General features: G+C 62.6%; 12 protein-coding genes. 3 read left to right on the forward strand and 9 right to left on the reverse strand.

What is annotated here, in order from left to right; translation table 11 throughout:
* Positions 1–23 precede the first annotated feature (23 nt).
* Both BJG93_RS26135 and BJG93_RS26140 read right to left on the reverse strand, forming a co-directional pair.
* Positions 24–1277 carry an ABC transporter substrate-binding protein gene (locus BJG93_RS26135; RefSeq protein ID WP_027194981.1) on the reverse strand — a complete coding sequence of 418 codons (1254 nt, stop codon included), beginning with the start codon at positions 1275–1277 and terminating at the stop codon, positions 24–26.
* 117 nt (positions 1278–1394) lie between these two features.
* A complete protein-coding gene (locus BJG93_RS26140; protein WP_027194982.1) occupies positions 1395–2534 on the reverse strand; it encodes an ABC transporter ATP-binding protein in 1140 nt (379 codons plus the stop codon).
* Positions 2535–2735: 201 nt separating this feature from the next.
* On the opposite strand from BJG93_RS26140, the gene BJG93_RS26145 reads away from it, so the two are divergent.
* Entirely contained in the window at positions 2736–3752 is a 1017-nt protein-coding gene (locus tag BJG93_RS26145; RefSeq protein ID WP_027194983.1) for a LacI family DNA-binding transcriptional regulator, read from the forward strand.
* Between the two features lie 4 nt (positions 3753–3756).
* Here the strand turns inward: BJG93_RS26145 and BJG93_RS26150 are convergent, their stop codons facing one another.
* From BJG93_RS26150 to BJG93_RS26160, 3 genes are read right to left on the reverse strand one after another with little or no spacing between them, the layout of a single operon-like run.
* Positions 3757–4758, reverse strand: coding sequence for a 4-hydroxythreonine-4-phosphate dehydrogenase PdxA (locus BJG93_RS26150; RefSeq protein ID WP_027194984.1), 1002 nt, complete (start codon positions 4756–4758; stop codon positions 3757–3759).
* Positions 4759–4781: 23 nt separating this feature from the next.
* A complete protein-coding gene (locus BJG93_RS26155; protein WP_027194985.1) occupies positions 4782–5957 on the reverse strand; it encodes an L-rhamnonate dehydratase in 1176 nt (391 codons plus the stop codon).
* 31 nt (positions 5958–5988) lie between these two features.
* Positions 5989–7323: an MFS transporter gene (locus tag BJG93_RS26160; protein ID WP_034477907.1), complete on the reverse strand. Its 1335-nt coding sequence runs from the start codon at positions 7321–7323 to the stop codon at positions 5989–5991.
* 136 nt (positions 7324–7459) lie between these two features.
* Between BJG93_RS26160 and BJG93_RS26165 the strand changes: the two genes are divergently transcribed.
* Complete coding sequence (locus BJG93_RS26165; protein ID WP_027194986.1) at positions 7460–8383, forward strand: LysR family transcriptional regulator; 924 nt, start codon at positions 7460–7462, stop codon at positions 8381–8383.
* Here BJG93_RS26165 and BJG93_RS26170 read toward each other — a convergent pair.
* The gene (locus BJG93_RS26170; RefSeq protein ID WP_027194987.1) at positions 8358–9686 is read right to left on the reverse strand and encodes an MFS transporter; all 1329 of its coding nucleotides are present in this window, start codon (positions 9684–9686) and stop codon (positions 8358–8360) included. The two genes, BJG93_RS26165 and BJG93_RS26170, sit on opposite strands and share 26 nt — an antisense overlap.
* 223 nt (positions 9687–9909) lie before the next feature.
* Between BJG93_RS26170 and BJG93_RS26175 the strand changes: the two genes are divergently transcribed.
* A complete protein-coding gene (locus tag BJG93_RS26175) occupies positions 9910–10251 on the forward strand; it encodes a hypothetical protein (protein ID WP_063828902.1) in 342 nt (113 codons plus the stop codon).
* Between the two features lie 88 nt (positions 10252–10339).
* On the opposite strand, the gene BJG93_RS26180 is transcribed toward BJG93_RS26175, so the two are convergent.
* From BJG93_RS26180 to BJG93_RS26190, 3 genes are read right to left on the reverse strand one after another with little or no spacing between them, the layout of a single operon-like run.
* Positions 10340–10675, reverse strand: coding sequence for a hypothetical protein (locus tag BJG93_RS26180; protein ID WP_027194988.1), 336 nt, complete (start codon positions 10673–10675; stop codon positions 10340–10342).
* Between the two features lie 36 nt (positions 10676–10711).
* Positions 10712–11797, reverse strand: a complete 1086-nt coding sequence (locus tag BJG93_RS26185) for a sugar-transfer associated ATP-grasp domain-containing protein (protein WP_082194512.1) — start codon at positions 11795–11797, stop codon at positions 10712–10714.
* 2 nt (positions 11798–11799) lie between these two features.
* Positions 11800–13182, reverse strand: a complete 1383-nt coding sequence (locus BJG93_RS26190; protein WP_027194990.1) for an undecaprenyl-phosphate glucose phosphotransferase — start codon at positions 13180–13182, stop codon at positions 11800–11802.
* Positions 13183–13220 lie beyond the last annotated feature (38 nt).

The raw sequence follows: 13220 nt of genomic DNA on the forward strand, positions 1-13220 counted from the left end.
TCACGCGGCCGGCGCGGCGGGACTTACTTCTGGTAGATGCGCTTGCGCGTCGCTTCGAGACGAGCGAGCACGCTGTCGAGTTGCGACGGATCGCTATAGAACTGCTGCATGCCCTTCATGCCTTCGTCGGCCATTTCCTTTTGCATATCGCGATCGTAGAACTGCGCGATGCCGCCCTTCGTGTTCGCGAGCGTCTGGAAGCCGACCTTCGAAATCGCATCTTCAGGCGGCGCCGCCTGGCTGTTCGACGGCAAGGTTCCCCAGCCCTTCGCAAGTTCGGCGTTGATCTTCGGCGTCTCCATGAACGCTAGCAGCTTGCGCGCGTCGGCCTTGTTCTTTGCCTTTGCCGGAACCAGCAGTACGTTGACGGGACCATCCTCGGCCATCGGCACATTTGCGTCGATCACCGGGAAGCGGAAAAAGCCGATCTGATCTTTAATCGACGGCGGGAAGCTCGCCGAAAAGAAGGTGCCCATCAGCATCATCGCGGCTTTGCCGTTGTTGAGGATCGGGCCGATCGAATCGACGTCGTACGACAGCGCGTTCTCGATGAAGTCGTGATTGTCGAGCAGGGTCTTCCACGTCGTGTAGACCTTCTTCACGCGCGGATCGGTGTATGGAATTTCGCCGGCCATCAGCTTCTGGTGGAATTCGTTGCCGTTGATGCGCAGATCGAGATAGTCGAACCAGGCGGCCAGCGTCCAGCTATCGCGCGCGGCCACCGCGATCGGCGCGACGCCGATCGCCTTCAGCTTCTTGTTCGCTTCGAGCAGTTCGTCCCACGTTTTAGGCTCGCTCTTGATGCCGGCCTTCTCGAACAGATCCTTGCGATAGAAGAAGCCGTACGCGTCATAGCCAAGCGGCGCCGCATACTGCTTGCCCTTGTACGTCGACGCTTCCTTGACCGACGCATACTGCTGCGACCAGCCGTTCTTCGCCCAGTCCGAGCTCAGATCCTCGAGCAGACCGCGTTGCGCGTAATAGGCCATCCGTTCGCCGTCGTGCCACGACACGACGTCAGGCGGATCGGTGGCGAGCCAGCCGCCCATCTGCACCTTGTACGCTTCCTCCGTCACGTAGGTGATTTTCAGGTCGATGTCGGGATTGGCTTTCTTGAACTGGTCGAATGCGTCCTGCCAGGTCGAGCGCTGATTACCACGCGCCGATACGTTGACGTTCAGCGTGGCCGCGTCGACTGCGGCGCTGCCGAGCGCGCCGGCCACCACGGCCGCGGCGATCGACACCTGTGCAAAACGGCGAAGGCGAAGAGCGATCATCTATGTCTCCTTGTCTACCTTGTTGACCGGCAACGCAGCGTGGCCGGCGATGTAACCCGCTCTATGGCGGAATTCAGTGAGGCGAACCATCGACGCAGGTCCGCCGTCGACGATCGATCAGGCGGCCACGCGTTCCGGTTCGAACGTGCTACGCCGCAGCGCGAGTCCCTGTTCGTCGAACAGATGGCAAGCAGCCGGCGGAACATGCACGCGGATGCGCGCGCCCGCGCCGAGCGGCGTATCGCCGGGCGCCTTCGCGATCAAGGTGCCGCCCGCATGGTCCGCATGAATATAGCTGTGCTCGCCCAGCCTCTCCGACAGCACGGTTGAACACTGAATGAACTGCTCTTCGCCGTCGAGCCGCAGATGCTCGGGGCGCACGCCGAGCGTGACGCGCTGGCCGCGTTGCAACCGTTGCCCATCGACGTGCGCGACCAGCTTGTCCGCGCCCGCCGCAAGCGCCACCGTTACGCGTGCCGGCTCGATCGATTCGACAGTCGCCTCGATGAAGTTCATCCGCGGCGAGCCGATAAAGCCCGCGACGAAGCGCGACGTCGGATGGTGATACAGCTCGAGCGGCGCACCGCTCTGCGCGATGCTGCCGAAGCGCTCCGCATCCGCGCCCGCATGCAGCAGCACGATGCGATCGGCGAGCGTCATCGCTTCGACCTGGTCGTGCGTCACATAGACGACGCTCGCGTTCGCGAAGCGCTGATGCAGACGCGCGATTTCGACGCGCGTCTGGCCGCGCAGCGCGGCATCGAGATTCGATAGCGGCTCGTCGAACAGAAACACGCCCGGCTCGCGCACGATCGCGCGGCCGATCGCGACGCGCTGCCGCTGCCCGCCCGACAGCGCTTTCGGATGACGCTCGAGCAGACCGTCCAGTTGCAGAATCCGCGCGGCTTCGCGCACCTTGCGTTCGATCACGTCCTTCGGCTGCTTCGCGAGCTTCAATCCGAATGCCATGTTGTCGAACACGGTCATGTGCGGAAACAGCGCGTAGCTCTGGAACACCATCGCGACGCCGCGCTCGGCGGCCGGGACATCGTTGACCAGTCGCCCGCCGATATGCAGTTCGCCTTCACTCAGGTCTTCGAGACCGGCGATCATCCGTAGTAACGTCGACTTGCCGCAGCCCGAGGGGCCAAGAAACACGCAAAACTCGTGCTGTTCGATTTCCAGATTTACGCGTCGGACCACCGGCGGATGATCGCCGTAGGCTTTTTGCACATCACTCAAACGAATCGTCGCCATGCTGCGCCACCTTGATTTAACCGCTTAAATTTTCGCCGAAATAAAACGTCCGGGCCTTGCGCCGCAGCTATTTAATCGCTTAAATTCGGGTTCGACGGAAAAAGTCATGGCGGTGTCTCCGTTAGGTTTTCCAGAAAGTTAGCAACGTCGCAGGCCATTTGCAACATTTGAAGCATCCTCCCTCAATATGGGATAACCGACATGGTCACGTTGTCCGAAGTCGCGAAACGCGCGCAGGTTACCGCCGCCACCGTCTCCAACGTGCTTCGCAATCGCGAGAAAGTCCGCCCGGAAACGGCAGAGCGTGTGCTGCAGGCCATCGCCGAGCTCGGCTATCGGCCGAACCTGAATGCGCGCGCGCTCGCCGAAGGGCGTTCGTCGACGCTCGCGCTGATGCTGTCGAATATCTCGAACCCGTTTTACCCGGAGTTCGTGCTGGCCGCCGAGCGCACGGCACGCAAGACCGGCCATTTCCTGATGGTTTGCAATACCGACGACGATGCGGAAATCGGCCGCGCGTATCTGAACCAGATTGCCGGCACGCTCGCCGACGGCGTGCTCGTGATGAACACCGACATCACGATCAACGACCTGTGCGCGTCGGCCACGCATAGCGCGCCGATTCTGCTCGCCATGTGGGAGCACCCGGAGTCGCCGCCCGCGCTACCGTGCATCGCGGTCGACTTCGCGCGCGCGGGCGAGCTGGCCGCGCGGCATCTGCTCGGACTCGGCCATCGCGAGATCGGCTTGCTGATCGGAGACGGCTGCGGCGGTTTGCAGGACGCGCGCTCGAACGGTTTTCGCGCGGCGATGCGCGCGGCCGGCATCGAAGCCGACGCGGCCGCGGTGCTGCAGATTCGCGATTCGATTGACGCCGGCTTCGCCGCCTGCATGGAGCTGATGGCGAACCGCCCGCAACTGAGCGCGATCTTCGCGACCAACGACCTGCTCGCGATCGGCGCGATCCAGGCGTTGATCACGCTCGGCCGTTCGGTGCCCGACGATGTGTCGGTGATCGGCATCACCGACATTCAACTCGCGCATCAGGTGCATCCCGCGCTGACGACGGTAGCCATTCAAACCGCGGCTGTCGCGCAGTTATCGATCGAGAGTCTGATCCGTTTGATCCAGACGCCGCAGCGGCAGCCGTCGATGGTGCTCGGGCCGCCGCCCGAGCTCGTCGTGCGCGCATCGACGGGACCGCGCAAGAAGCGGTAATGCGTTAGCTCACGCGCTGCGTCGCCATGCGCGTGACGATGTCGAACGCCTTCTGCGTCGCGCCGACGTCGGCCTTGCCCTGACCGTGAATGTCGAAAGCGGTGCCGTGCGCGGGCGTCGCGATCGGAATCGGCAAGCCTCCATGCACGGTCACGCCGCGCCAGAAACCCATCAGCTTCATCGCAATCTGGCCTTGGTCGTGATACATCGTGACGACGCCGTCGAACGCCTTCTGGTCCCGCGCGCGCACGAAGATCGTGTCGGCCGGAAACGGTCCCTGCGCGTCGTAGCCGAGCTTGCGTGCGGCTTCAACGGCCGGCGCGATCACGTCGATCTCCTCGCGACCGAACGCGCCGTTGTCGCCGTTGTGCGGATTGAAACCACACACCGCGATACGCGGATACGGATGGCCCGCGCGCTTCAGGCCGTCGTGAATCAGCTGCACCGCACCCACGATGCGCTCCTCCGACAACTTCGCGCTGACGTCCTTCAACGCGATATGCGAGGTCACGCGCGACGTCCACAGCTCGTCGAGCACGTTGAACTCGCAGAAGCCGCCTGTGTAGCCGAGCTGCTTCGCGAACCATTCCATCTCGTCGCCGGTTTCCATGCCGGCCAGATGCAGCGAGGTCTTGTTGACCGGCGCGAACAGCATGCCTTGCGTGAAGTTGCTTTGCGTTAGCGCGAGCGCCTGTTTGAAGGCGGCGAGACTGTAGCGGCCGCCGCGCTCGGTCGCCACCGCGCGTTCGAACGGCTGCTCGCCGGGCAGCCGGAAATCGAGCAGCGACGGCACGCCGTCGCCTTCAAACGCGGCCTGCGCATCCTCGACCACGTCGTAATCGAAACGCTGCTGCGCGATCTTCATGCCGGTCTCCAGCTCGCGCCGGTCGCCGATGATCAACAGCTCCGCGCGCGCCCGGTTCGCCTGCTGCGCGAACAGACGTGCGATCAGCTCGGGGCCGATGCCGGCGGGGTCGCCAAGAAGTACTGCGATGCGTGGCTTCATGTGCTTTCCTCGGGTCTGTCCGCTCATTCGACGATGTTGAAATCGGCGAGGTACTTGTCGCTCAGCGTGATGCCAAGGCCTGGCACGTCGTCCGACAGTTGCAGATAGCCATTTTCCGGCTGCGGCTCGCCCTCGAAGATGTAGTAGAACAATTCGTTGCCCACTTCGACGTCGAACACCGGGAAGAACTCCGACATCGGGCTCGCGGTACTCGCCATCGTCAGGTGATAGTTATGCATTTGTCCCGCGTGCGGAATCACCGGCACCGACCACGCTTCGGCCATCGCATTGATCTTGCGCGCCGCCGTGATGCCGCCCACGCGGTTCGTGTCGTACTGGATCACGTCGATCGCGCGGCGTTCGAGCAGATCCTTGAAGCCATAGCTCGTGAACTCGTGCTCGCCGCCCGACACCGGCATCAGATTCATCTTCTTGAGTTCCTGATAGCCTTCGATGTCGTCGCCGATCACCGGTTCCTCGATCCAGCGCGGATTGAATTCGGTGAGGCGCGGCAGCATTCTGCGCGCGTATTCGAGCGTCCAGCCCATATAGCATTCGAGCATGATGTCGACTTCGTCGCCGACCAGCTCGCGCAACAGGCGCACCTGTTCGATGTTTTTCGCCATGCCTTTCGGGCCGTCTTTCGGACCGTAGCCGAAGCGCATCTTCATCGCGGTGAAGCCGCTGTCGAGATAGCCTTGCGCTTCGCCGAGGAAGGCATCGCGATCGTCGTTGTTATAGAGCTTCGATGCATAGCACCCGATCTTTTCTTTGGTGCGCCCGCCCAGCAGCTTGAACACCGGCTTGTTCACGGCCTTGCCCATGATGTCCCACAGCGCGATATCGAGCGCGGAGATCGCCGCCATGCCGATGCCCTTGCGGCCCCATGCGAGCGTGCGGCGATACATCTTCTGCCAGATGTATTCGTTGTCGAACGGGTCTTCGCCGATCGCGATCGGCGCGAGGTATTCGTCGATGATCTGTTTCGCGATGCGCGGCGCGAGCGCGCAATTGCCGATACCCACGGTGCCGTCGTCGCATTCGACTTCGACGACGAGCCAGCCGTGAAAGCGGAATGAACCCATCGCATCGCCGCGCTCGTAGAGAATATCGACCGCGTTCGTGCAGAAATGCGATTGCGGCGGCACGACCTTGCCTTTCCACTCGAAAACGCGCGTACGGATATGCTTGATTTTCATGTTCGACGATTTCCTTCAGAGAGTCGGTGAGTCAGTGGCCCGTGCGTTCGCCGAGCGGGCCCTTGCGATGAGAGACGGAATGGGCGGCACGAGTGAAGCGGAAGCTCAGCAGCAGTAATGCGCCGATCAGTCCCACTACCGCGAGCGAGAACATGCCTGCCTGCGACGAGCCCGTGACGCGCTCGGCCAGCCCTTTCAGATTCGGCGCGACGAAACCGCCGAGATTGCCGATCGAATTGATCAACGCGATGCCGCCGGCGGCGGCGGCGCCGCCCAGGTAACCGGTCGGCAACGTCCAGAACAGCGGCTGCACGCACACGAACCCGATAGCCGCCAAGCAGAACGCGGCAATCGCCAGCGCGACCGACGAGGTCATCGCCGAAGCCGCAATCCCGAACGCCGCGAGCGCGAGCATCGCCGCGGCCCAGATCCGGTGATGACCGTGGCGGTCGGCGTAGCGCGTCACGCAGAACGTACCGACGATCGCCGCGATCCACGGGATCGCGCTCAGCAGTCCCACCTCGACGCCGACGTGGCCGCTCGTGAGCCCGGCGATGCGCGTCGGCAGATAGAACACGACGCCGTACACGCTCATCTGAACCGCGAAGTAGATCAGCCCGCAGAACAGCACGCGCGAATCGCGCAGCGCTGCGAGCACCGAAGCCGGACCATGCGCGAGCTTCTGGCGGTCTTCCTGGCGCAACGCGTGATCGAGTGCGTCACGCTGTTCGGCATCAAGCCACCGCGCCTGCACGGGCCGGTCGGTCAGATAGAAGTAAGCGACGACACCCACCACCGACGCCGCCAGACCTTCGACGACGAACAGCCATTGCCACGGATGCATACCGAACGGGTTGCCCGCATCGAGCAGCAGACCCGAGATCGGACTGCCGAGCAGCAGCGCGAGCGGAAAGCCGAAATAGAACATACCCATCGTCTGCGAGCGCGTTTTGGCGGGAAACCAGTTCGACAGGAACAGGATGATGCCGGGGAAGAAACCCGCTTCAGCGATGCCCAGCAGCGTGCGCAGCACATAGAAGCTCGTTGCGCTGTCGACGAATGCGGTGCACGCGGACACGATGCCCCACGTGACCATGATGCGGCTCATCCAGACGCGCGCGCCAAAGCGGTACATCAGCAGATTGCTCGGCACTTCGAACAGCGCGTAGCCGACGAAGAAAATGCCGGCGCCGAAGGCGAACGCGGCATCGCTCAGGCCGGTGTCGGCCTGCAGCACGTTCTTCGCGAAGCCGACGTTGGCGCGGTCGATGAACGCCAGCACGTACATCAGGATCAGAAAAGGCAGCAGCCTCGTGCGCGCTTTGGCAATTGCGCTATCGAGCGCGGGGCTCGCGGTCATCGTCATGCGTCGTCTCCAGTTTTGTCTTGTCGAGCCGAACGGCGTTGCGATCGCCGTCGTGCGATAACCGCTAGTGTGCGAAACTATCCGATAACTGACCACTGAATAATTCGAATCGGCCGATTCGCTAAAGTTATCGCTCATGATCCCGCCCGCCTCCACCATTCGCAAACGCTTGCGCCTGCGTCATCTGCAACTGATGGTCGCACTGTCGGAGATGGCATCGCTGCGGCGCGCCGCCGACGACCTCGCGATGACCCAACCCGCCGCGACCAAGGCCTTGCAGGAACTGGAAGACACGCTCGGCGTCTCGCTGTTCGTGCGCCACGCGCGCGGCATGGAGCCGACGATCTTCGGCGAGGCCGTGATGCGCTATGCGCGCGTCGTGTTTGAAGATCTCGACGAGTTGCGCGAGGAGCTGGCCGGCATCGAGGCCGGCGACATCGGCAAGGTTCGGATCGGCGCGGTAATGGCGCCGTCGCCCGAATTGCTGACGCAAACGATCGTCAAGCTGAAGGAAGCGCATCCACGCCTGCAGATGGCGGTCACGATCGACACCAGCGACGTGCTGGTGCAGTCGCTGCAACAGGATCAGCTCGATATCGTGATTGGCCGCATTCCCGACGGTTTTCCGGCGCTCGACCTGAGCTTCGAGACGTTGGCGGAAGAGGCGCTGTCGATCGTCGTGCGGCCCGATCATCCGGCCGCGCAAATGAGCAGGCGGCCGAAGCTCGCGCAACTCGCGGGTTATCCGTGGATCATCCAGCCGCATCCGAGCCCAATGCGCCAGATCATCGATCAAACCTTTCGCGAGTCGCGCGTCGCGCCGCCGGTCAGCACCGTCGAGACGTCGTCGATTCTGACCACGCTGTCGTTGCTGCGCGATTCGGACATGCTCGCGGTGCTGCCGAGTTCGGTCGCGCAATACTACGTCGCGCTCGATGCGATCGCCGCGATCGCCACGCCGTTGCGCGGCCGGCTCGCACCGTATGGGCTGATTCTGCGCAGGAACCGGCGCATCACGCCAGCGATGCAGCTGGTCATCGATTCGATTCGCGCGGCGTGAGGTTTTCGGCGAAGCGCAGCTCGCCGCTCGCGTTCATGTCCGTTTGAGCGGCTGCGGTGTCGAGCGCAATGTCCGGCCGCATGAAGAAGGTCGCGACGATGCCGAGCGCGAGCAATCCGAGCGAGCCCGCGAACGGCAGTGTCCAGCTGCCCGTGCGGTCCACGATCACACCGAACACAATCGGCGTGAAAATTCCCGCAACCGCCGAGCCCGCATTCACGAGCCCGCTCGCGACACCGACGTGCCGCGGCGTGATGTCCATCGGCACGGCCCAGACCGGCCCGATCGTCATTTCGAGGAAGAAGAACGACAGGCTCATGCACGCGGCCATGACCGGCAGCGACTTCACGACCATCACCGGCGCGAGGAACACCAGGGCGCCGAGAAACGCGCAGATGATCACGTTGCGGCGCGCGGCGACGACGTTGCCCGTGCGCTTGAGCACGCGGTCGCTCAGTACACCGCCCGCGGTATTGCCGACCACACCGGACAGAAACACGCCCGCGGAAAACATCGCCGAGCTTTTCAGATCGAGGCCGCGGCCGTGCATGAAGAACGTGGGCAGCCAGGTGAAGAACAGCCAGCCGGTCCAGCCGTAGCAGAAGTAGACCAGCATCGTCGGTGCGATGCGTTTCAGCAGACGCCGCCACGGCGTCGGCTCGCGGGTCGCGTCGACCGCGGATTGGCGCACCGGCGGCAATTGCGATTCCTGCTCCGCGGTCATGTGGCGATGCTTGCGCGGGTCGTCGGTGAAATACCATGCGTAGACCACGACCCACACGAAGGTCAGCGCGCCCACCGCGAAAAACGACACACGCCACGACGAATATGCGACCAGCAGCGCGATCAGCGGCGGCGTGATCGCATTGCCGAGCCGCGAGAACGAATGCGTGAGGCCTTGCACGAAGCCGCGTCGGTTCGAAGGAAACCAGTTGGTCAGTGCCCGCGCCTGCGCGGGCAGCGCCGCGCCTTCGCCGATGCCGAGCAGCAGCCGCGCGCCGAACAGCGACATGAGCCCGCCCGCGAAGCCGGTCGCGACCGTCGCGACAATCCAGATGCTCGCGCAGGTCACGAGCGTGCGTTTCGCGCCGAAGCGGTCGCTGACCCAGCCGCCAATCACTTGGCACAGCGCGTAGGTGTACGCGAAAGCGCCGAACACGAGGCCGACGTTGGTGTTGCTCAGATGCAGATCGTCGCGGATCAGTCCGGCCGCAGCCGACAGATTGACGCGATCGAGATACAAGATGAACGACATCGCGCACATGAGCGCGAGAATCGCCCGGCTGACCTTGGGTCGCAGCATCGTCTCCTCCGGATTGTTGTGCGAGCCGGCGCCGATGCTCCGACGTTGGCGTCCGCTATGAGCTGTTTTGTGCGCACATTATCAGAAGCCGGGTGATAGTTGACTAATGAATTGTTTGGATACAGCGATCACCGGGGGTTATCGCTTTCATCCTCGGCCCATAGACGACCGTTGACTGTCGAGTGTAGCTTGGTGGCCCCGTTGTGGGGTTTTCAGGAGCCATATGAGAGCACGATTAGTGACCTTCGGCCTGCTGCTCGCCAGCGCGCATGCGATGGCATCCGAGCGGGCGATCTCAACGGCGGATCAGGCAGCGGACCGGGCAGCGGAAGTTGCCCAAACTCACCACCTATCCTCCAACCGCACCCAATGCCTGTTGTTCGACGTATCAGACGAGAAGAGCTATTTCATGGTCGCCGTTCACGAGAAACATACGCCCGAATGCGGCGGCGATCCGAATACGGCGCCGGTGCTCTTCTTTATGAAGTTACGCAAGCGAGATGGCTATGTCGTCACCAATCGGCGTGACGGAGAACATTTCGCGCCGCTGCCACGCAAACCGTGACCCGAGCCCGCCACCATCACTGGGGCGGGCTCGGATCTGATAGAAGAGGTGCCTCTGCCCGCATAACGCGGTTTGCGTTAGCCTCGCTTCATGCATCGTCCTTGCCCGCGCGCGTGACGCCCAGCAGTTCTCCCAAGCGTCGCGCGAGATTCGACAGTCCGCCACCTGAGCGCGCCAGGGTCTGCTGGCGGTGTGGCATACGTTGCAAATCGTGCCAGTCGTTATCGAGCGCCGTTGCGTGAGCGTCGGCGCTAAACGGCCATTCGAGCGCCACCGCGCGCAAGCTGGCGGCACGCGAGCTTCTGTCGGCACGATCGATATACGCATTGATCTCCGATGCCTCGTAGCGCGCCGATTCCTCTGAATCGACGGCAATGAAGTCGTTCAGTCCTTCGATGTGGACGCACCATAACTGTTCGCTCACGTCGCGTCTCCCGCTGCGTTATGTTGGCCTGCCTGCTCAGCCCGGTGGCACCCGTGCACACTCAGGTTCCGACCTGAGCCGTTCCCACTTCAGATCCGCGAAGCACGGACCTTGCGTAGCCTCACTGAATTTGACGTCGTTGTGCTTGCCATTCCACTCCATCACCTTGACCTGGTCGTTCGCATCGACCGTGACATCCCAGCCGATGCAGCGCACAAACGGAATCCTCCTGTGCAGGCGTAGCACCGTGGCCATGCAATTCTCGAAACATGGGATCTTCACGCCCGCAAAGCGCACGCCCGAGTCCGGATGCGCGTCCACCGCGCCCCAGTCACTCATATACCCGTCGTCGCACAGTTCGCCCGTTTCGAGCTTGACCGGCACGCAGATCTCGCGATCGCTCAGCACATGCGTATCGTCCGCTCGGCCGAGCCGCAGGTAGCAGGCCCGAATGGAAATGCGACCGGCGTCGTCCACCACGGTGGTGAACCGCAACGTCGCCACGGGCTTCGAAGCAAATGCAGTGAATAGACTGTGCTGGACGATGAACGTCTGAATCACGCCATTGCCGAGCGACCGGATGACCGCGGGGTCGAAGTTGGAGCGGTCGAAGAAATAGACGCCCTTACCCTGTCCCGAGCCGTCGAGCTTGAATACGACGCGCTCGGCATGCTCGAACACGACGTCTTTCAGATCACGCTCGGGCACCACGACGCTCTGGTCCGTAAAGAACAGGCCATTGGCAAAGTACGCGACGTCCGGCAATTCGTCGTCGTCGAAAATCAGCCGCGAAATCGGCTTCAGGCTCGAAATCTTGCCGTACCAGCCTTGCATATGCGGCACGACGACGATGCCGTAGTAGTTGTCCGGGATCCAGCCTTCCTTGAACGTACCGCAAAACGCCGCATAAACACGCAGCCAGGGTGCATAGACCGGGTCGCCGAACACGTCTCGCGCATACGCGTCGGCGAGCCGCAGGTTATTCGGATCGGTCTTGCCGTATCTGCTTTCGAGTCGCTGCAGAATTTTTCGCGCCTGCAAATCGTGATCATGGTGAAAGCGGTACAGCGAGACCCGCTTCACCGATCGTCTCACCACATTCTCAACCCCAGATAGCATCATGCTCAGTATGCGTTTGGATGATGAAGCCCCTTGAATATAGTGGCCAGAATGATTTTCACGTCGAGCCAGAACGACCAGTTGCGCAGGTAGTACAGATCGTGTGCGACACGGCCTTCCATTTTTTCGAGGCGATCGGTCTCGCCGCGATATCCGTTGATCTGCGCCCAGCCGGTGATGCCGGGTTTGATCCGATAACGGTGGATATAGCCCGATACGATGTCCCGATACAGATCGTCGTGTTCGAGCGCATGCGGACGCGGACCCACCACCGACATATCGCCGCGCAGCACGTTGAAAAACTGCGGCAATTCGTCGAGACTCGTGCGGCGCAGGAACGCGCCGACGGTCGTGATGCGTGGATCGTCGCGCGTGGCCTGTTCGAGAACGCCCGGCTTCTGCTCGTGCAAGCGCATCGTACGGAACTTGTAAATCGTAAATACGCGGCCGTCGGCGCCTTTGCGGCGCTGCCTGAAAAATACCGGCCCGCGCGAGGTCAATTTGACGGCAAGCGCACAGCCCAGCAGAATCGGCGAGATCGCGATCAACGCGACGAGCGCGAACAGACGGTCGAACAGTTCTTTCTGCACCAGCGCATTCGGCGGCAGCGGCGACGCGGCAAGATTGATCGTCGGCAAGCCGAGCAACTCCGTCATGCTGCCTTCGAATAGCGCAAGCGTGCGCACGTCGGGCATAAAGCGCACATTGATCAGATCGTTGCGAAACTCCGCGGCCAGTTTGAGAATCGCGCGCTCTTCGGTGAGCGGCAGCGCCAGCCACACCTCGCCGATCTGCTGTTCCCGCACGTAGCGAGCGAACTCGCCCTGCTCTTCGAAAACCGGGACCGACGCGCGCGGCGGAATGCAGCAGCCAGGATGGAGGTTATACAGCGCGTTCGCGCGAAAGCCGGCGGCAGGGGACATCTCGATCTTTCGAATGATCTCATCGCAGTGTTCGCCGCACGCTGCCACCGCGACCTGTTGCAAATTTATCCCGGCGTGGCGCATGCGGCCGAGCAGCGCATGCGTAACCATCCGGCCGGCCATCATCGCCGCGCCGGAGATGCCGGTCCAGTACACGAACCAGAGCCGCGACACGAAGTCGATCCGGTGCAGCGAGAACATCAACGCCATCGCGCAAGCCTGCACGACCAACCAACCGAGCGCCACGTGGCTCGCAAGCGCTCGCTTCGAGCGGCCGCGCCACGACTCGTAGACACCGAGCACCGGAAAAACCGCGAGAGCGAACGCCGCGGCGAAAGCGACGAACGCGAAGTAGAAGCTACGTTGCGAGCCGCCGTCGAAGCGGATCTGCGAGGCCGCGAAAGCGCCCCCCACGATCATCGCGACATCGAATATTCTCGCCAGCAGACCGGTTAGCAATCGCATCACAGCCCCCTCATAGCACGTATCAGGTCGACTTCGTC

Origin of the sequence: Paraburkholderia sprentiae WSM5005, assembly GCF_001865575.2 — a bacterium.
GTDB classification, from domain to species: domain Bacteria; phylum Pseudomonadota; class Gammaproteobacteria; order Burkholderiales; family Burkholderiaceae; genus Paraburkholderia; species Paraburkholderia sprentiae.